Consider the following 18,857-nt stretch of genomic DNA (forward strand, 5'->3'; position numbering starts at 1 on the left):
GGATTGCCGCCGGAGCGATCCGTGCGGTTCACCAATACCCCCATAGGGTATATGATTCCGCTCCATGGATACCGCGATGAACGCCGGCTCCGGCAGCGCGGGGGGCCGAGAAGTCGAGCTTGCTCTCGAAGGGATGACCTGCGCGGCCTGCGCCAGCCGCATCGAGAGCGCCTTGAACCGCGTGCCGGGCATCGAGGCCGCAGTGAACTACGCTGCCGAGCGCGCGCGCATACGCATGCGGTCCGATGTCGCGCTGCAAGACTTGCTTGCCGTCGTGCGCAAGGCCGGCTACGACGCCCATGCAATCGGCGAGTCCGCGGACTCGAGCAGTAAGACCCGGCCCGCCGAAGGTTACCGGCGCGACCTGCGACTGTTCTGGCTCTCGGCGGCCCTTGCCGCGCCGCTGCTGGCTCAGATGCTGGGGATGCTCGACGGCCGGCATGTCGATCTGATTCCGCGCTGGTTGCAGATGCTGCTCGCCACTCCCGTTCAGTTCTGGGTGGGCTCGCGCTTCTACGCCGGTGCCTGGCGTGCGCTGCGCGGCGGCTCGGCCAACATGGACGTGCTGATCGCGCTCGGCACGAGCATGGCCTACCTGTTCAGTGCCGCGGTCACCCTGTTCGGGCTGCACGAGCGGCATGTGTACTTCGAGGCCTCGGCAGCCATCATCACCCTGGTCCTCATGGGCAGGTTGCTCGAGGCCCGTGCCCGAGGCCGTGCCTCGGCGGCGATCGAGCAATTGCTCAGACTGCAACCGCGGCGCGCGACCGTGCAGCGCGACGGGAAACGACGGGAAGTCGAGGTGTCGGAAATCGCGGTCGGCGATCGAGTCCTGGTCGCGGCAGGCGAGCGCCTGCCGGTCGATGGGGAAGTCCTCGAAGGTCGTTCGAGCGTGGATGAAAGCCTGCTGACCGGCGAGAGCCTGCCGCTCCCGAAGCGCAAGGGTGCGCGAGTCTACGCCGGCACCCAGAACCTCGACGGGCTGCTCGAGGTGCGCGCGACGGGCACCGGTGCGCGCACGCGCCTGGCTGAAATCGTCCGCCTGACTGAACGAGCCCAGGGCAGCAAGGCACCGATCCAGCGGCTGGCCGATCGGATCTCCGGCGCCTTCGTTCCCGTCGTGCTGGGCATGGCCCTGCTCACCCTCGCCGGATGGTGGCTTTCCAGCGGTTTCGCCGAGGGACTGACCCACGCGGTCGCCGTGCTGGTCATCGCCTGTCCGTGCGCGCTCGGCCTGGCCACCCCGACCGCCATCATCGTCGGCACCGGGCGCGGCGCACAGGCGGGAATCCTAGTGCGCGACGCGGCTGCGCTGGAGCGTGCCGGGAAGATCCGCACGCTGGTCGTGGACAAGACCGGAACTCTCACGCAGGGCCGCCCGGCAGTCGTCGAAGTCCAGGCGACAGGCGATGAACGCCAATTGATCGTCGTGGCCGCGGCGCTGGAACAAGGTTCGCGTCACCCACTTGCCCGGGCCATCGTCGAATTTGCTCGCCAGCACCACACGCCGTTGCCGTCGGTTGGCACGCTGACGGCTCACTCCGGGCTCGGGATGTCCGGGGACATCGATGGCCGGGCCGCGCTGCTCGGTTCCGTGCAGTTTCTGGCCGGTCAAGGAATCGCCTTCGACGCCAAGCAGGCCGAACGCCTGGCACGTGCCGGCAACACGGTGGTCGGCGTCGCGTTGGATGGAAAGGCGCTGGGTTTCATCGCGCTCGCCGATGCGGCGCGCCCGACTTCGAAACCTGCGGTCGAACGCCTGCGACGCATGGGCGTCGACACCATGATGCTGACCGGGGACAACGAAGCGGCGGCCGGCGCGGTGGCGCGCGCCGTGGGAATCCGGCATTTCCGCGCGAAAGTATCGCCCGCCGACAAAGCCGCCGCAGTGGCCGCCCTGAAAGGTGAAGACGGGCTGGTCGGCATGGCGGGCGATGGCATCAACGACGCGCCGGCGCTCGCAGCCGCGGACATCGGTTTCGCCATCGCGGCGGGTTCCGATATCGCCATTGAAGCAGCTGAGGTCACGCTCATGCGCAACGATCTGGCCAGTGTGGCCGATGCCATCGACTTGTCGCGCGCCACGTTGGCGAAAATCCGCCAGAACCTGTTCTTCGCTTTCATCTACAACGTCCTCGGCATTCCGCTGGCGGCGCTCGGCCTGCTCAACCCGGTGATTGCCGCGGCGGCGATGGCGTTGAGTTCGGTGTCGGTGGTCACTAATTCACTGCTGCTCAAGCGCTGGTCCCCCATGTCGCATGACCGGCAGCCGGCGTGAACGGCGGCACATTTTTCGATCGCCCCATCTCGGAGGCAAGAATGGAGATATTGGTACTCAAGATCGGTGGAATGACCTGCGGTGGCTGCGAGCGCAGCGTAGCCAATGTGCTCAGTGCTGTTCCCGGCGTGCGTAAGGCACAGGTATCGCTCGAGCGTGGGGAAGCACGGGTCGTCTTCGACCCGGCGAAAACCGGCACGACACGGATCAAAAGGGCGATTCTGGATGCCGGCTACCAGGCGGACTAGGAAGCGCACCGCGCCGCACCGCAGCGACAAGCCCGCGCTGCTCAGGCGGCTGAACCGCGTCGAAGGACAGATTCGGGGCATCGCACGCATGGTCGAAGAGGATCGCTACTGCGTAGACGTGTTGACCCAGATCGCCGCGGTGCGTAGCGCGCTGGACGCGATCGCAAAAGGCCTGTTGGAGGATCATGCCCATCACTGCGTCCAGGCCGCGGTGAAGTCCGGGCGGGGCCAGGCCGCGATCGACGAACTGCTCAGAGTCGTCGACGCGTTCTCCCGTTGATGGGCGCATTTCGGAGGCGGTGAAGCAACTCTCCTCGCCCGCCGGCTGCCGGTTGCGCGGGGTCCCATGCCGCTCGCGATGCGGTCCGGACCTACCAGAACATCCACCAGGAGCGCTCGCGGCCGTTCCTGATCGCCAGCGTGTTGTCGGGGAAGTTCGCCTTCAGCGTGCGATGAGCATCGTCGCGCAGATCGTTCATTCCCATGGCATCGTAGGCTTTGACCATCACGACCAGCGCACGCTCGATTGCCGGGGCCTGCGGGTACGTAAGGAGCACGTGCTGCGCGCGGTTCACGGCGGCCACGTAGGCGGCGCGCCGAAAGTAGTATTCGGCGACATGCGCCTCGTGCGAGGCCAGCGCATTCACCAGGTATGTCATACGGACGCGCGCGTCGGACGCATACTTGCTTTCCGGAAAGCGGGTGACCAGTTCCTTGAACGCGTCGAAAGCATCGCGCGCCGCCTGCGGGTCGCGCTCGGTGAGATCCTTGCGGCTGATAAAGCCGAGAACGCCCAGATCTTCGTTGAAGTTGATCCGTCCCTTCAGGTAATAGGCGTAGTCGACGTCGGGATGGTTCGGATGCTCGCGAATGAAGCGGTCGCAGGCGGCGAGCGCCAGCGCCGGCTCGTCGTCCTTCCAGTAGGCGTACGCGGTGTCGAGCTGCGCCTGCTGGGCAAACCGTCCGTATGGATAACGCGATTCCAGCTTCTGGTAGTAGCTGATGGCCTTCTTGTAGTTCTTGTCTTGCAGCTCGGCGCGCGCCGCGAAGTACAGCTTGTCGGGGCCCCAGTCCCTGGTTTCGTCCACCGGGTCGAGCGCACAGGCGGCAGCCAGCAGCAGAACAATGGCTAAACTACGTCTCACGTCGAACTCCGAAAAAAGTGCGGTGAATTATACGGTAAGGCATGACGAGCCCGGGATCCGGCAGCTGGTGGTCCCGGCCGAATGCGCCGGCCTACGACTGGATCAGGCCCTCGCGCGACTGCTCACGGAGCACTCTCGCAGCCGACTGCAGCAATGGATTCGTGCGGGCCACGTGCGCGTGGAGGGTCGCGCGGTCACGGCGAAGTCGAAAGTCCGGGGCGGAGAGACCATTCGCATCGCGGTCCAGCCCGAGCCGGCCGCTCAGGCCTTCGTGCCCGAAGACATGGGGCTGCGCATCGTTTACGAGGACGCGGCGATTCTGGTCATCGACAAGCCCGCGGGGCTGGTGGTTCATCCTGGCAGCGGAAACTGGAGGGGAACGCTGCTCAATGCGCTGCTCGGATATGCGCCACAGCTCGCGCAGTTGCCGCGCGCCGGTATCGTTCACCGGCTCGACAAGGACACCAGCGGGCTGCTGGTGGTCGCCAAGACAGTGAGCGCTCGAACTGCGCTTGTGCGCCAGTTGCAGGCCCGCTCCGTGGGACGCGAATATCTCGCGCTGGTCCATGGTGAACTGGCGCGTCCGGGGGTTGTCGATGCGCCGATCGGGCGCCACCCGACCGCGCGCACACGCATGGCGGTTGTTGCGCGCGGAAAACCCGCCACCACCCATTACTGGCCGGTCGAACACCATCCAGGCTGGTCGCTCGTGCGATGCAGGCTCGATACTGGGCGTACACACCAGATCCGGGTGCATCTGTCCTCGATCGGACATCCCTTGATCGGCGATTCCGTGTACCGCGCAAGGCGCTCGGGCGCTGCGCCGACCGCGGCTGCGATAGGGTTTGCGCGCCAGGCATTACATGCAGCCCGCCTGCGTCTGCTCCATCCCGAGCGCGGGCAAATGCTGGAGTGGGAGTCACCGTTGCCGCCCGATCTCGAGCAGCTATTGCAGCAATTGCGCCATGGCCGACCTGTCGCAGCATGACTGGATCGTTCCTGACTGGCCCGCTCCGCCCTCGGTGCGCTCGTTCATCACGACGCGGCGCGGCGGGGTGAGCCGCGGGCCGTATGCGTCTATGAATCTCGGATCGAGGGTCGCGGACGACACCGAAGCCGTTCGAAGCAACCGCGCATTGCTGCGAGCCCACCTCCCGGAAGAACCGAGATGGCTGCGCCAGGTCCATGGCAGCGATGTGGTCGAGGCCGATGAAGTCTTCTCGGAAGTCGAAGCGGACGGGGCATACACGTGCAGCGCCCGCGTGGTGTGCGCCGTGCTGATCGCCGATTGTCTTCCGGTGCTGCTCACCGACCGTAACGCGACCGCCGTTGCCGTAGCCCACGCTGGTTGGCGCGGGCTTGCGCGCGGGATCATCGAAGCCACAGTGGCCGCCCTGAGGGTACCAGCGGGCGAGCTGCTGGCTTATCTTGGCCCCGGCATCGGTCCGCGGGCATTCGAGGTCGGGCAAGATGTGTTCGATGCGTTTGTCTCGAACGACCCGCAGGCCGCCCGAGCCTTTGTGCCCCATGACAGGGGCAAATGGCTCTGCGATTTGTTCGCGCTCGCGCGCCGGCGGCTGGGTGCAGCGGGCGTGCGAGAAGTCTACGGCGGCGGAATCTGCACGTATTCGGACCCTGTCCGCTTCTTCTCGCACCGTCGGGATCGGATCACCGGGCGCATGGCCGCGCTGATCTGGCGCGAACCCGATTGAGCGGTTCCACATCGAGGGGCTTGACAGGCCCCTTATACTGACCCGGTCTGTCATTCCGCTTCCCGCACCATGTCCGTACTCGGCTGGATCATGCTGTCCACGCTCGCTGGCGCTCTGATCAGCGTATTCGCGGCCGCGGGCTTTTCGCTGAGCGTGCCGCGCTCACGCGTGTCGATGTTGATCAGCTACGCCGTCGGCGCGCTGCTCGGTGCGGTCTTTCTGGAAATCCTGCCTCACGCGCTGGAAGAAACGGCCAACGTTCACGCGCTCACGGCGACGGTGCTCGGCGGCATCCTCGGGTTCTTCATTCTGGAAAAGCTGGTTCTCTGGCGGCACTGTCACGTCGAATCCTGCGAGGCCCACGACCGTCACTCCGAACCGACCGATGATAAACGCAGCGGCCTGATGATTCTGATCGGCGATACGATCCATAACTTCGTGGATGGTATTCTGATCGCCGCGGCGTTTCTGACCAACGTCGAACTGGGTATCGTCACGGCAGTGGCCATGATCGCGCACGAAATACCGCAGGAAGTCGGGGACTTCCTGATCCTGCTGCACTCGGGGTTTTCTCGCACCAAGGCCCTGATCTTCAACCTGCTCTCGAGCGGCGCCACGCTGATCGGCGCGTTGCTCGCGTGGATCGCCCTGCAGACCCTCCAGTCCTGGGTGCCGCCTCTGCTGGCGCTGGCGGCGGCGAGCATGATCTACGTGGCTGTAGCGGATCTGATTCCCGGGCTGCACAGACGGCCGGAACTGCGGCACACGGTCGAGCAAGTCACGCTGATCGGCCTCGGCATTTTCTCCATTGCGGGCGTCAAGTGGCTCGCAGCCAATACTTCCGCGTGACGCGGCGTCAGTCGATCCATCCGCCCGCTGGCGGCAGCAGGACTGCATTGCTTCGGTTCTCAACCCCGATCTGACGAATCTCCCTCTTTGAAAATGGAATCCACAACCGGATTGCGATTCGAGCCCATGGACATGCTGGCTCGGTCCGAACAGAAGCTGATCGAGTCGCTCGTTCGCGACCTGCCGCTGCGGGGCCTCGATCTCGCGGCGCTCCTGACGGCATTCCTCGCCAACGAGGACACCCGCGGCAGGCTGGCGGCCCTGCAGTCGCGGTTCTACCGGGAGTGGCTGCGGCTCTGGACCAATCCTGCGCAAGTTCCGCGCACTGCGGCTGCCGACCGCAGATTTCAGTCTCCGGAGTGGGACCAACTGCCGTGGTTTCGCTTCCTGCTGGCACAGTACGAGTTGTTCAGCGACTACTTGATCGGGCTTGCGGAGCTGCCGACGCTGGAACCCCGTTTGCAGCGCCGGCTGCGTTTCGTCATCCGCCACCTGGTCGATGCCCTCGCGCCCACCAACTATCCGGCTTCCAACCCGGAGGTCGTCAAGGCGGCGATCGGCAGCCGCGGCGAGACCCTGGCTCGGGGCCTGCAGCGGCTGAAGGCCGACCTCGCCCGCGGCCGTATCTCGATGACCGATGAGTCGGCATTCGAAGTCGGCCGCAATCTGGCGGTCACCCCCGGCGAGGTAATCTTCGAGAACGAGGTGATGCAGCTGATTCAGTACCGGCCGGCTACGCCGGAGGTATTCGAGCGGCCGCTGCTGGTCATTCCGCCCTTCATCAACAAGTACTACGTGCTCGACCTGCAGCCCGACAATTCGTTTGCTCGTTTCTGCGTCGAGCGCGGCTTCACGACCTGCATGGTCTCCTGGCGCAACATCCCGCCACAGCTCGGACATCTGTCCTGGGACGACTACATCGCCAAGGGAGTGCTCGAGCCGCTGGATGTGGTGCGCGACGTGGGGGCAGGCAAGCCGGTGAGCACCCTGGGCTTCTGCGTCGGAGGCACTCTGCTCGCATGCGCGCTCGCGGTGCTCGCTGCCCACCGGCGCAGCGGCGTGTGCTCCCTGACCCTGCTCGCCTCAATGCTCGACTTCTCGGATACCGGGGAGATCAGCGTCTATGTCGACCGCGACTACGTGCAGTGGTGCGAGCGGGAATACGGCTCCGGAGGCGTCATCCCGGGCACCAGGCTGGCTGCGGCCTTCGCGACGCTGCGTGCCAACGACTTGATCTGGTATTTCGTCGTGAACAACTATCTGCTCGGTCGCGATCCGAAGCCGTTCGACCTGCTCTACTGGAATGCCGACGGCAGTAATCTCCCCGGCCCGCTCTATGCCTACTACCTTCGCAACATGTATCTTGAGAACAACCTGCGCGTTGGCGGTAGACTGCGCATGCAGGGCGTGCCCGTGGACCTGTCGAGAATCACGCTTCCAGCGCTCGTATTCGCGGCGCGCGACGACCATATCGTGCCTTGGCGCACCGCATACGAAAGCGCGCGCCTGCTCGGCGGTCGCACGGAATTTGTGCTGGGCGGGAGCGGCCACGTAGGTGGAGTGGTGAACCCGCCGTCCAGGAATCAACGGCAGCACTGGATCAACGCTGAACTGCCCGCCGACCCGGACGACTGGCTTGCGGCGGCGCAAATGCACGGCGGGAGCTGGTGGAACCATTGGAGCCAGTGGCTGGCGAAGCGTTCCGGAGCGCGAAGGCCCGCGCCTGCCAGCCCCGGGAGCTCGCGATTCCGTCCGATCGAAGCTGCACCGGGACGCTACGTGCGCGAGCATTGCTGACACCGAACTTCAACGCAAGGGAGGAGCGCTTTAATGGCGAATCGTATCGTTCTCGTAACTGGCGGAATGGGCGGCTTGGGTGAATCGATCTGCACCAAGATGGCCGACCAGGGCTACAAAGTGGTGACGACGCACTCGCCCCGGAACAAGACCGCACCCGAATGGCTCGCCATCATGCAAGGCCGCGGTTATGACTTTCGCGCGTATCCCGCCGACGTGGCGGATTTCGACTCTTGCGCGGAATGCGTCAAGAAGGTCCAGGCCGAGGTGGGTCCGGTGGATGTTCTCGTGAACAACGCCGGAATCACGCGCGACATGACGTTCAGGAAGATGACCAAGGCCGACTGGGATATCGTGCTGCGCACCAATCTCGACAGCGTCTTCAACATGACCAAGCAGGTACTGGACGGAATGGTCGAGCGCGGCTGGGGCCGCATCATCAACGTGGCCTCGGTCAACGGTCAAAAAGGCGCGTTTGGTCAGACCAATTACTCGGCCGCCAAGGCCGGAATGCACGGTTTCACCAAAGCCCTGGCGCTGGAGGTGGCGCGCAAGGGGGTCACCGTCAACACCATCTCGCCCGGATACATTGGAACGAAGATGGTGACCGCGATTCCGGAAAACATCCTGAACGAGAAGATTCTGCCGCAGATTCCACTGGGCCGGCTCGGCCGGCCGGAGGAAGTTGCCGGATTGATCATCTATCTCGCCTCGGATGAGGCGGCTTTCATCACTGGTGCGAATATTTCGATCAACGGCGGACAGCACATGTACTGACAGGTGAAAAAGGGTGGGCGACCTCAAGCCCGTCAGTTCCAGACGGACTGCGGCCGGCCGCCGATCTGACGCACTGCGTCAAGCGTTGGACACAAATTGCGCACCAAAACAGGGCTGAGCGGACCAAAAAAAACCCCGATGGGAGAACCCATCGGGGTCAACCTTTACTAAAGGCGAAACCTTTAGGTAAAGGGGGAGGAGCCCTGCAATCCATGACTGGCGAAGCTGCCCTCTCGCCTTCGCCGCTTCAGTGGCCGCTTTCGCGGCGCCTGAGCCATTGCGACAGTTGGTTGGCTGCCGCAGAAAATCCTTTCTACTTCAACTTGCGCGGCTCAAAACTTCCCAAATTCCTTTGTTTCTTCGCGTGGCCTTGAGCCCTTGGTAAGCAACCTTTATTCCATAGCATGCCTCTTCTTCTCCGGGGCCTATTGACCCTACGCCCCTGGAGCCGGGCTGCGATCGCCCTGCCATTCGCGCCGATGCCTGATCGCAGCAGCACTCAAGCCGCCGTCCCGGTTTCAGCCACGAGCCGGATTTGTTCACTGCAAGAAGCCAGCGCTCTGACCAGCCTTGCCTGCTCAACTCGGTTTCTCAATGGCTTAAGCGGCTGTCCCTGATTTTCCGGCACGAACCTGTTGCGATGCAACACACGCATTATGGAGAACGATTGCCGGCTCTGTCAAACGGCGCGGGTTTTCGCGTTGCATGACCCTGTGTTCTCCGTGTTATTCAAAGGGTTATAATCCTCGCACCACGCACCGCGTCAGGCACTCACAGAGCAACCGGCCGCGACTCACCGATGAGATGAACGCCAAATGACCCAAGAGATCCGCTTGATCAAGAAGTACCCGAATCGCCGGCTCTACGATACGGCGACCAGCAGCTACATCACCTTGGCCGACGTGAAGCAATTGGTCCTTGATCAGGTCCAGTTCAAGGTGGTCGACGCCAAGAGCGAGGAGGATCTGACTCGGAGCATCCTGCTGCAGATCATTCTGGAAGAAGAAGGAGCGGGCGCGCCGATGTTCTCCTCGTCGATGCTGGCGCAGATCATTCGCTTCTACGGAAACGCCATGCAGGGAATGATGGGGAGCTATCTCGAGAAGAATATCCAGACGTTCATCGAAATCCAGAAGAAGCTCCAGGAGCAGGGATTGCCGCGATTCGGTGAAAACCCAATGCTCAATCCCGACGCCTGGTCGCAATTCGTCAAGATGCAGGGACCTGCCATTCAGGGACTGATGACGAACTACCTTGAGCAAAGCGCGAACGCATTTCTGGAAATGCAGCAGCAGATGCAGAAGCAGGCGCGCAACCTTTTCGGCGCCTTTCCTTTCGGCGGTCTGGGAACAACCTCCTCCACCACCGGCGAAGACAAGCCCGCTAGCGAGGACGATCCGGCCAAGCAGGCCCAGAAGAAAACCGGTTCGTGACAAGGACCGCGTGCGCAGCCGCGCGGCGCCACCTCGATGAGCGGTAAAGACCATGCGCCGAACTGAGCGCCATTCGCTGCGCGCACCGAAGATCGGATTCGTCTCGCTGGGCTGTCCGAAGGCGCTCGTCGACTCGGAACGCATCCTTACCGAGCTGCGGGCAGAGGGCTATCTCATCGCGCCGTCCTACCAGGAGGCTGACCTGGTCGTGGTCAATACCTGCGGTTTCATCGATGCGGCAGTGGAGGAATCATTAGACGCGATCGGCGAAGCAATCGCGGAGAACGGCAAGGTGATTGTCACTGGCTGTCTCGGCGCCAGGGGCGATCTCGTAAGGCGGTCCTACCCGCAGGTACTGGCCGTCACCGGTCCCCAGGCCACAGCGGAAGTCCTGCAGGCGGTGCACAACCACCTGCCCAAGCCGCACGACCCCTTTGTCGACCTGGTGCCGCCGCAGGGGGTTCGCCTGACACCCCGGCACTATGCATACCTGAAGATCTCCGAGGGATGCAATCACCGCTGCAGCTTCTGCATTATCCCGTCGATGCGCGGCGAGCTCGTCAGCCGTCCTGCCGGAGAAGTCATGCAAGAAGCCGAAACCCTGGTGAAGTCGGGCGTGAAGGAACTGCTGGTTATCTCGCAGGACACCGGTGCTTACGGGGTGGATGTGAAGTACCGCACCGGTTTTTGGGGAGGACGCCCGATCAAGACCCGGATAAACGATCTGGCGCGTGCCTTGGGGGAGCTGGGCGTGTGGGTGCGGCTCCACTACGTGTATCCGTATCCGCACGTCGATGAGCTGGTGGCCCTGATGGCCGAGGGAAAGATACTCCCGTACTTGGATGTTCCCTTTCAGCACGCCAGTCCGCGCATTCTGAAGTTGATGCGGCGGCCGGCGAACATGGAGAAGAACCTCGATCGCATCCGGCGCTGGCGCGAGGTCTGCCCGGATCTCGCCATTCGCAGCACTTTCATCGTGGGATTTCCGGGTGAAACGGAGGCCGATTTCGCGGAACTGCTGGCGTTCCTGGAGGAGGCGCAACTTGACCGGGTTGGCTGTTTCGCCTACTCACCCGTGCAAGGCGCTCAAGCCAACGAGCTGCCCGACCCGGTGCCCGAGGAGGAAAAGGAAGTGCGCAGAGCGCGCTTCATGACGCTGCAGGAAGAAATCAGCACCCGCCGCCTGGCTAGCAAGGTGGGTCGCGTGCTCACCGTGCTGGTGGACGAGTTGCGGGACGAGCAGGCGATTGCAAGATCCAGCGCGGATGCTCCGGAAATCGACGGTGTCGTTCACGTTCGAAGCGCTCCCCAGCTCCGCCCCGGCCAGTTCGCGACAGTCCAGGTCACGAAGGCGGACGCCCACGATCTGTACGCGGAACCGCTCGCGGAGCGCTGATCGTTCGCTGCGGCCGGCGCCACACGCCCCCTCCGTCGACATGGCACTACGCGACCGGATCAAAGCGCGCGCGGCGCTGCTCAAGCGTGACGTCCTGGCATTGTGGTTTGCGGTGCGCGACCCGCGCACGCCCTGGTCCGCAAGGGCGCTGGCGCTGCTGGTGGTGACCTACGCGCTGTCTCCCATCGACCTGATTCCGGACTTCATCCCGGTGCTCGGATATGTCGACGAGCTGCTGCTGCTGCCACTCGCGATCTGGGCCATTTTCAAGCTCGTTCCACGCGAGGTTCTCGCCCAGTCGCGGGCCATGGCCGAGGACTGGCTGGCAAGCGGCCGTCGGCCGCCTCGCAGCCGCGTGGGAGCGGTGCTCGTGATCGCTGTGTGGGTCGTGCTGGTCTGGTGGCTGATCGCCCTTTTTGCGCCCTCGCTCGGTTTCGTGCTCAATTCAAACCGCGCGTAAACAGGAAGTTGTTGTCCGCGTGCGGAATATGGCACGAGAAGCACGCCTTGCCTCCGTCCTTCACCACGCGGGCGCCGGGGTCGCCCCCCTTGAATGCCTCGAACCCCCAGCCTCCGGTTTCCTTGAATCGGGTTTCGTCACGAAGCATCACCGCTACGACCTTACGCGCGCCCTGAGTGATCGTCTTGTTCTCTCCAGTCTCGTACTTGAACCGATCCACGGCGAACATCGCGCCGTCCCGGAACTTGCCGGATTTCAGCCCTTCCACGGCCAGTTCGTTGGCGTACACGTGCTGAATGCCGACATTGCCTTCGGGAACGTGCCCCTCGAGATTCACCGTGCTGTGGTGGTGGTACCACGTGCGATATCCGCTGGGAAAGGGAATTTCGCCCTCGGCGGCGAACGCGGTCGCGACAGCCGCGGTACAGGCCAGAAATACGATGGATGCAGGTTTCATTGCTCCTCCTGATCGACAGATCTTGCGTGTGCAAGCCGATGTCATTGCACGCGAACCATTCTAGGAAACTCTCGCCGTATCGATCTACGGGATTGACGCGAAAACGCCGCACGAGAATCACGTAATGGGCACTACAGATTTTCCTGAGAGCCCTGGACGACTGCTCACACTCTCGCACCGCAGGTAGCCCGGGCACGCGCGAAGAATCGGCGGACCTCCCCCAGATCGCGGGTCCGGGTCATCGGCGGCAGGCTTTGCCAGATGCGGCGGCCATAGGGTTTGGAAACCAGGCGGGGATCGCAGATCATGAGCACGCCCCGATCCGCTTCGTCCCGGATCAGCCTGCCGGCCCCCTGTTTCAGGGTGATGACTGCCTGCGGGAGCTGGTACTCCAGAAAGGCGCTGCGTCCCTGGCTGTTGATCTGCTCGATGCGCGCTGCGAGCACCGGATCGTCGGGTGGGCTGAACGGCAAGCGGTCGATGATCACCAGGGAGAGCGCTTCGCCGCGCACGTCCACCCCTTCCCAGAAGGAATGGCTGCCAAGGAGCACCGCATCGCCCAGCCGGCGGAACCGCTCCAGCAATTCGCTCTTTGCGGCCTCGCCCTGCATCAACAACGGGTAGCGCATGCCCATGCGACGCATGCCAAGCTCCAGCAAACCGCGCGCTTCGCGCATGGCGCGCAGGCTCGTGAACAGGAAAAACGCCCTACCCTCGGCCGACTCGATCACGGGCAGGGCAGCATCCACTACCGCCTCCGTGTAGCGGGCGCTGTTCGGGTCGGGCAGGCCCGCGGGTACGAATAGCAGCGCCTGAGCGGCGTAATCAAACGGGCTGTCCCAGGCGATCGCACGCGCGCCTTCGAGACCCATTTCCCGCTGGTAATGGCTGAAATCGCCGCGCACCGAGAGCGTTGCGGAGGTAAAGATCCACGTCCGTGGATTGCCGGCGATCTGCCGCTGGAAGATCTCGCCGATCGCAAGCGGGGTGGCGTTCAGATGCACCGAGAGCGCGAACGTCTCGGTCCATCGTACCCACGACGGATCGGCCTGGTCACGCCAACGCGCCAGACGCTCCTGGGTGTGAAGTGCGCGCATCCAGCAATTGTGCAGTCCTTCGCTGCGCTCGGCGTGCGCTTCCAGCGTAGCGGCCAGCTCCGCCAGCTTCGAGCTGAGCGCGTCGAGTGCGTCCCGAACGTCGCCTCGGCTGGCCAGGGCTGAATAGGTCTGGCGCCCACCCTCTTCCCCAAAGCACAGGCGCAGGTCCCTGGCCGCCTTCTCCAGGGCCTGGGCGGCAGCGGGCAGCCGAGGACTGTCACGCGCCGAGGAGGCGGCTTCCATGCGGGCATCCCGCGCCAGCTCCACCAACTGGGCTGTGGATATCGAATCCCCGAAAAACAGACTCGCAATTTCGGGCAACTGATGGGCTTCGTCGAAGATTACCGTGTTGCACGCGGGCAGCAGTTCCGCCACGCCTTCGTCCCGCAGCATGACGTCGGCGAAGAACAGATGATGGTTCACCACCACGACATCCGCTTCCATGGCGCGTTTGCGCGCCTCCAGAACGAAGCACTTCCGGTAATGCGGGCAGTCCGAACCCAGACAGTTGTCGCGGGTGGAAGTCACCATCGGCCAAATGGCGGCATCTTCCGGCACTTCCGCAAGATCGTTGCGGTCCCCGCTCGTGGAAGTACGGGCAAAACGCTCGATGAGCGCCAGGTGCGCCAGATCATCCCGCGACAGGAAACGCCCCTCGGCTGCGGCGCGCTCCAGGTGATAGTGGCAGACGTAATTGGCCCGGCCCTTGAGCAATGCCACGGTGACGGGTACCTGGAGGGCCTTGCGCACCATCGGTATATCGCGGTCGAACAACTGGTCCTGGAGTGTTTTGGTACCGGTCGAGACGATGACCTTTCCGCCTTCGAGCAGGGCGGGCGCAAGGTAAGCGACCGTCTTGCCGGTTCCGGTGCCCGCCTCCACGATCAGCACCGAGCGGTCTCTGATCGCCTGCAACACGGCCTCGGCCATCTCGAGCTGCTGTCGGCGCGCCTTGTAGTCCGGAATCACTCGAGCCAGAGGCCCGGAGCCGGAGAAGAAATGCTGGAGCTGCAAGAGGTTTCCTACGGTTCGCTGGTCGAAGTCTAGACGATGGCAGCGTTGGCCGTCGCGTTGCGTGCCTGCGCGAGTTGCGCGTCCGAAGCTTCCTGCCTTGACCGGGACGTCGCCGCTAGAATTGCCGTTTTAACACCTTGGCTCAGGCCCACCGTGTCCGTTCCCGAGTTCGATTTCGACAGGCAGATCGACCGACGCGCCACCAGTTCCGTCAAGTGGGAGAAGTACCGCGGCCGCGATGTGATTCCGATGTGGGTGGCGGACATGGACTTCGCTACCGCGCCCTGCGTCGTCGAGGAGCTGGAGCATCGCATCCGGCATGGCGTGTTCGGTTACACGCAGGTGCCGGAGGAGCTGCCTCATGTGATCGCCGCCGCGATGTTGCGCGATTTCGACTGGCGGATCGAGCCCGACTGGATCGTCTTTCTGCCCAGCCTGGTCGTCGGATTGAATGTTGTGTGCCGGGCGTTCGCCCGGGAAGGCGAAGAAGTGATCACGGCAGTTCCAATCTACCCGCCGTTTCTTTCAGCGCCGGAATACGGTAATCGAAACTGCATCCGCGTACCGCTGCGCGAGAAGGATGGACGCTGGTATTGGGACCTGGACGCGCTCGAAGCCGCCATCACGGCAAAAAGCCGGGTCCTGCTCGTGTGCAGCCCACACAATCCGACCGGCAGGGTTTGGAACGCCGAAGAATTGCGTGCGGTCGCCGGACTCGCTGTACGTCACGGGCTGATCCTGGTGTCGGATGAGATCCACGGCGGGCTGGTGCTGGACACCGAAAAGCGTCACGTGCCCATGGCCAGCCTGGATCCCTCCATCGCCGGACGCACCGTTACCCTCATGTCGGCCAGCAAGACCTTCAATCTGCCGGGGCTCGGATGCGCCTTCGCGATCGTTGCCGATCCGGCGCTCCGAGCCCGACTGCAGCGGACGATGGCCGGCATCGTGCATCACGTGGGTGCGCTGGGCCTGTTCGCCACTCTGGCGGCCTATCGGGACGGCCGCGAGTGGCAGTTGGCTCTGTGCCATTACTTGAGAGGCAATCGCGACCTCGTGGAATCCACGATCGGGACGCTGCCCTCGCTCCGCGTGTACCACGTCGAAGCGACGTACTTGGCATGGATCGATGCCCGGACATTGCCTGGCGGCAATCCAGTACAGCGTTTCGAGCAGGCGGGCGTGGGCTTGTACGACGGTGCACTGTTCGGCGGGCCTGGATTCGTGCGGCTGAACTTCGCCTGCCCGCGCCCTCTCTTGCGCGAAGCCCTGTCTCGACTGCAGCGCGCCCTGGTCTAGAAGCGTCCCATGAGCGTCAGTCTGAAACTGCGCGGCTCCACCGGATGAAAATGAATGTCAGACACCGGTGCCGGTTCCGTCAACAGACGGGATTCGTAGAAGTATTCGATGTCGGCCGCCTCGCGGTCGAACAGGTTGAACACATCGAGCACCATGTTCCATCGCCGGTCGAAGCGATAGCCGGCGCGGAAATTGACGAGCGTCGTGGAGGAAGACCGCACCGAGTCGTCCTCGATGAGAGGGCGCGGACCGAAGTAACGCAGGATCACGGAACCGGACCAGCGTCCCAGGTCGGTTACCGTTGCGCCGGCGGAGACCACTTTCTCGATCGAGCCGGGAATACGGTTGCCCGCCGGATCGTCATCGGTAAACCTCGCGCGCGATGCCGACACGTCCAGATCGAGCAGGAGCCACGGCCTTGCGATCCAGTGATTGCTCCATTCGACGCCGCGGCGCCGACTCGGTCGGCTGGCCTCAGTCGTTCCCGCATCGCCGATGAACAGCAGCTCGGAGTCCAGTGTCAGTTGCCACAGCGCGAACGTGCTCTGTAGCCCGCCAAAGATTTCCGTCTTGACGCCGACCTCTTCCCCGCGCGCCTTGACCAGCGGCGTCACGGGATCAGCCGGTGTGGCAAGCGTTGGATCGTTCGGGTCCAGCCTGATGACCGTCCCGCGCGCGTCGTTGCTGTGAAATCCATAGCCGAAGTTCGCGAAATACTCGGTTCCGGCCCAGGGACCGAGCACCAGTGAGACCTTGGGCGAAAAGATGCGATCCTTCAGGCTGCCCGAGTTCGCGGAGATGCTGCTATCCACGTCGAAGCGGTAGAAATCGGCGCGCATGCCCGTCACCGTTCTGAACCAGTCGGTCCACTGAGTCAGGTTTTCGGCGTACAGGGCTGCGCTGCTTTCGCTGACCGAATCTTCCCGCACCGTGCTCAGCCGTTGCCGCGCTCTGGTCTTGTACAGGGCCACAGTGCCGATATCATCGTGTCGCACCTGCAGGCCCAGAGTGGTGGCGCTGCGCCGGCCGAGCAGGCCGTGGACGAATGCAGCGCGCGGGTGCAGGCCGAGCACCGTCCGGTCGTCAGCCTGCTCGAACTGGTCGCCGTTGACGGGATCGTCGAGAAAGTAAGTGAAATTCGACCACAGATTCAGCTTGTAGCGGATTGCGTAGGCGTCCGCGGCCAGTTCCAGCGCGTCGGAACGATCAAAAAGGCTGGTCGACAGACTGTAGCGATAGGACTCGCCGCCGTCGGTGGGATCGAGCGCGTCGAAACGACCGATCAGTCCCTGCTCGACCGCGCGACTGGCAATCTGGTCAGTGGAGTTCCAGTCGGCGCCATAGGCCATCCCGGTGATGCGCAAGCCTCTGGCTTGCGACCCGCGCGAATAGCGCAGAAGCGCATTGACCTTGCCGTAGTCGTTGGGGTTGGTCCAGGGACCGTCGTTGTGCAGATATTCGAAGGCGTAGAGCAACCGGCCATCCGCGACTTCAGGCGCAGCGGCAGCCACACCGCGATGAAAACCGAAACGCCCCGCGCTGAGCGAACCGAATGACGAGTCCGGTGCGTCCACCAAGGCGATGTCGGCTGCGCCTGCGGAAGCGAAATCGCCGTCAACAGCCCGGTAAGGTCCTTTGCGGTATTCGATCCGGGAGACCAGTTCCGGTATCAGGAAGCTCAGATCGGCGTAACCCTGACCGTGGCCATGCGTGCGCAGATTGACGGGCATGCCGTCCACCGTGATCGCGAAGTCGGTGCCGTGGTCAAGGTTAAAGCCGCGCAGGAAGTACTGATTGGCTTTCCCCTCTCCGCTGTGTTGCGTCACGATGACACCGGGCACGAATTCCAGAACCTCGCCGGTACGGAGAATGGGTCGGGTATCCGCCCGCTTCGAGGTCACTGTGCCTGCGCTCGCTGAATCGGTCGTGCCGATGCCCAGATCGTAGTGTCCGAGGACTTCGACTTCCGGCGCTACAAGCTTTTGCAATTGCTCTTGCTGCGCATCCTCGGCCATGACACTGGCGGCGAAGAACGCGCCCGCCAGCCAAGTGGCGCGAGCGCACGCAATCCTCTGGCCATGTCTGAACATTTTGTTGAATCCTCCCCCGATCGGATACAACTTCTTGTTTGTAAACTTTGTTTCTTTTCTTACAAAGTTTGTTTTTTGTAGGATATATCATCCCTGCGCAGCTGGGAAGCCGGCGGAATCAGTTACCATGCGCTACCCTGGGGACAGGAAAAATGGAAAGATTCACGATCTCTCTCAGCGATGAGCTCGCGCAGCAGTTCGACGAACTGCTCAAAAAAAAGGGGTATCAGAACCGCTCCGAAGCGGTCAGGGATATGGTCCGGACCGAGCTGGCTGCCGCCAGCATTGAACGCCATGAAGCACCGTTCTGCGTGGCTGCCCTGTCCTACGTGTACAACCACCACGCGCGAGACCTCGCGGAGCGGCTCACCGAACTGCAGCACGCGCACCACGACATCGTGCTGTCCTCGATGCACGTCCATCTGGACCACGACAACTGCATGGAAACCCTGATCCTGCGCGGCGCAACGGATCAGGTCAGCAAGTTCGCCCATACGCTGATGGCGGAGCCGGAAGTGCGCCACGGGCGGCTGAATCTGGTTCCTGTGGACATCGACAAGGGACAGCCTCACGGGCACGGTCAGGAGCACGGCCACGGTCTCGTGGGCCAGTATCACGTCCACAGCAAACCACGCACTTGAGGAGCGGACTTCACGCCCGCGCTTCAGTCGCCGAATCGAGGGATGCCCCGCCCAAGCCATGCCCTGCGGGCATGGGCGTCATTGCGCGCGCGCCGGATGTAGCGACGACCGGCGTGCGGGTAAACTCGCCAATCCGCGCGCGAGCCGGACCCGCGACGCGCTTC

At 63.5% G+C, this 18,857-nt stretch carries 17 protein-coding genes; 13 read left to right on the forward strand and 4 right to left on the reverse strand.

The genetic code is table 11. The annotated features are described in order from the left end of the window. Positions 1–64 precede the first annotated feature (64 nt). The 3 genes from VNM24_08680 to VNM24_08690 are packed head-to-tail and all read left to right on the forward strand — an operon-like array spanning position 65 to position 2,806. Positions 65–2,278, forward strand: coding sequence for a heavy metal translocating P-type ATPase (locus VNM24_08680; protein ID HWQ38665.1), 2,214 nt, complete (start codon positions 65–67; stop codon positions 2,276–2,278). Positions 2,279–2,319: 41 nt separating this feature from the next. Next, a complete protein-coding gene (locus VNM24_08685; protein HWQ38666.1) occupies positions 2,320–2,526 on the forward strand; it encodes a cation transporter in 207 nt (68 codons plus the stop codon). After that, a complete protein-coding gene (locus VNM24_08690) occupies positions 2,504–2,806 on the forward strand; it encodes a metal-sensitive transcriptional regulator (GenBank protein ID HWQ38667.1) in 303 nt (100 codons plus the stop codon). Before VNM24_08685 ends, VNM24_08690 begins: the two co-directional genes overlap by 23 nt. A gap of 91 nt (positions 2,807–2,897) precedes the next feature. Here the strand turns inward: VNM24_08690 and VNM24_08695 are convergent, their stop codons facing one another. Beyond that, positions 2,898–3,671 (reverse strand): outer membrane protein assembly factor BamD, encoded by a 774-nt coding sequence (locus tag VNM24_08695; protein HWQ38668.1) that lies wholly within the window; start codon positions 3,669–3,671, stop codon positions 2,898–2,900. Between the two features lie 22 nt (positions 3,672–3,693). Here VNM24_08695 and rluD point away from each other — a divergent pair, with 22 nt between their 5' ends. The 8 genes from rluD (at position 3,694) to VNM24_08735 (ending at position 12,095) form a co-directional block, all read left to right on the forward strand. Next, positions 3,694–4,659, forward strand: coding sequence for a 23S rRNA pseudouridine(1911/1915/1917) synthase RluD (gene rluD, locus VNM24_08700; protein HWQ38669.1), 966 nt, complete (start codon positions 3,694–3,696; stop codon positions 4,657–4,659). After that, on the forward strand, positions 4,637–5,383 hold the full coding sequence (pgeF, locus tag VNM24_08705; GenBank protein ID HWQ38670.1) for a peptidoglycan editing factor PgeF: 747 nt from the start codon (positions 4,637–4,639) through the stop codon (positions 5,381–5,383). Before rluD ends, pgeF begins: the two co-directional genes overlap by 23 nt. 69 nt (positions 5,384–5,452) lie before the next feature. Continuing rightward, complete coding sequence (locus VNM24_08710; protein ID HWQ38671.1) at positions 5,453–6,232, forward strand: ZIP family metal transporter; 780 nt, start codon at positions 5,453–5,455, stop codon at positions 6,230–6,232. 93 nt (positions 6,233–6,325) lie between these two features. Beyond that, positions 6,326–8,029, forward strand: coding sequence for a class I poly(R)-hydroxyalkanoic acid synthase (phaC, locus tag VNM24_08715; protein HWQ38672.1), 1,704 nt, complete (start codon positions 6,326–6,328; stop codon positions 8,027–8,029). 33 nt (positions 8,030–8,062) lie between these two features. Next, entirely contained in the window at positions 8,063–8,806 is a 744-nt protein-coding gene (locus VNM24_08720) for a beta-ketoacyl-ACP reductase (GenBank protein ID HWQ38673.1), read from the forward strand. Between the two features lie 815 nt (positions 8,807–9,621). Next, on the forward strand, positions 9,622–10,239 hold the full coding sequence (phaR, locus tag VNM24_08725; protein ID HWQ38674.1) for a polyhydroxyalkanoate synthesis repressor PhaR: 618 nt from the start codon (positions 9,622–9,624) through the stop codon (positions 10,237–10,239). Between the two features lie 52 nt (positions 10,240–10,291). After that, complete coding sequence (gene rimO / locus VNM24_08730) at positions 10,292–11,635, forward strand: 30S ribosomal protein S12 methylthiotransferase RimO (GenBank protein HWQ38675.1); 1,344 nt, start codon at positions 10,292–10,294, stop codon at positions 11,633–11,635. Positions 11,636–11,675: 40 nt separating this feature from the next. After that, positions 11,676–12,095 carry a YkvA family protein gene (locus tag VNM24_08735; protein HWQ38676.1) on the forward strand — a complete coding sequence of 140 codons (420 nt, stop codon included), beginning with the start codon at positions 11,676–11,678 and terminating at the stop codon, positions 12,093–12,095. Here VNM24_08735 and VNM24_08740 read toward each other — a convergent pair. Together VNM24_08740 and VNM24_08745 are read right to left on the reverse strand one after the other, a co-directional pair. Then, on the reverse strand, positions 12,076–12,552 hold the full coding sequence (locus VNM24_08740; protein HWQ38677.1) for a cytochrome P460 family protein: 477 nt from the start codon (positions 12,550–12,552) through the stop codon (positions 12,076–12,078). The genes VNM24_08735 and VNM24_08740 overlap by 20 nt on opposite strands. A gap of 164 nt (positions 12,553–12,716) precedes the next feature. Then, the gene (locus VNM24_08745; GenBank protein HWQ38678.1) at positions 12,717–14,663 is read right to left on the reverse strand and encodes an ATP-dependent DNA helicase; all 1,947 of its coding nucleotides are present in this window, start codon (positions 14,661–14,663) and stop codon (positions 12,717–12,719) included. 153 nt (positions 14,664–14,816) lie between these two features. Here VNM24_08745 and VNM24_08750 point away from each other — a divergent pair, with 153 nt between their 5' ends. Continuing rightward, the gene (locus tag VNM24_08750) at positions 14,817–15,962 is read left to right on the forward strand and encodes a PatB family C-S lyase (protein HWQ38679.1); all 1,146 of its coding nucleotides are present in this window, start codon (positions 14,817–14,819) and stop codon (positions 15,960–15,962) included. Here VNM24_08750 and VNM24_08755 read toward each other — a convergent pair. Next, a complete protein-coding gene (locus tag VNM24_08755; GenBank protein HWQ38680.1) occupies positions 15,959–18,052 on the reverse strand; it encodes a TonB-dependent receptor in 2,094 nt (697 codons plus the stop codon). The genes VNM24_08750 and VNM24_08755 overlap by 4 nt on opposite strands. Before the next feature lie 152 nt (positions 18,053–18,204). Between VNM24_08755 and nikR the strand changes: the two genes are divergently transcribed. Then, positions 18,205–18,693, forward strand: coding sequence for a nickel-responsive transcriptional regulator NikR (gene nikR, locus VNM24_08760; GenBank protein HWQ38681.1), 489 nt, complete (start codon positions 18,205–18,207; stop codon positions 18,691–18,693). The last annotated feature ends 164 nt before the right edge of the window (positions 18,694–18,857 follow it).

Source organism: Burkholderiales bacterium (assembly GCA_035560005.1).
Taxonomy (GTDB): domain Bacteria; phylum Pseudomonadota; class Gammaproteobacteria; order Burkholderiales; family Eutrophovitaceae; genus DASRFY01.

Bases quoted from the DNA above. Each gene is read 5' to 3' on its own strand.
- VNM24_08680 (HWQ38665.1), top strand. From the start codon at position 65: ATGGATACCGCGATGAACGCCGGCTCCGGCAGCGCGGGGGGCCGAGAA.
- VNM24_08685 (HWQ38666.1), top strand. From the start codon at position 2,320: ATGGAGATATTGGTACTCAAGATCGGTGGAATGACCTGCGGTGGCTGC.
- VNM24_08690 (HWQ38667.1), top strand. From the start codon at position 2,504: ATGCCGGCTACCAGGCGGACTAGGAAGCGCACCGCGCCGCACCGCAGC.
- pgeF (HWQ38670.1), top strand. From the start codon at position 4,637: ATGGCCGACCTGTCGCAGCATGACTGGATCGTTCCTGACTGGCCCGCT.
- VNM24_08710 (HWQ38671.1), top strand. From the start codon at position 5,453: ATGTCCGTACTCGGCTGGATCATGCTGTCCACGCTCGCTGGCGCTCTG.
- phaC (HWQ38672.1), top strand. From the start codon at position 6,326: ATGGAATCCACAACCGGATTGCGATTCGAGCCCATGGACATGCTGGCT.
- VNM24_08720 (HWQ38673.1), top strand. From the start codon at position 8,063: ATGGCGAATCGTATCGTTCTCGTAACTGGCGGAATGGGCGGCTTGGGT.
- phaR (HWQ38674.1), top strand. From the start codon at position 9,622: ATGACCCAAGAGATCCGCTTGATCAAGAAGTACCCGAATCGCCGGCTC.
- rimO (HWQ38675.1), top strand. From the start codon at position 10,292: ATGCGCCGAACTGAGCGCCATTCGCTGCGCGCACCGAAGATCGGATTC.
- VNM24_08735 (HWQ38676.1), top strand. From the start codon at position 11,676: ATGGCACTACGCGACCGGATCAAAGCGCGCGCGGCGCTGCTCAAGCGT.
- VNM24_08740 (HWQ38677.1), bottom strand. From the start codon at position 12,552: ATGAAACCTGCATCCATCGTATTTCTGGCCTGTACCGCGGCTGTCGCG.
- VNM24_08755 (HWQ38680.1), bottom strand. From the start codon at position 18,052: ATGTTCAGACATGGCCAGAGGATTGCGTGCGCTCGCGCCACTTGGCTG.
- nikR (HWQ38681.1), top strand. From the start codon at position 18,205: ATGGAAAGATTCACGATCTCTCTCAGCGATGAGCTCGCGCAGCAGTTC.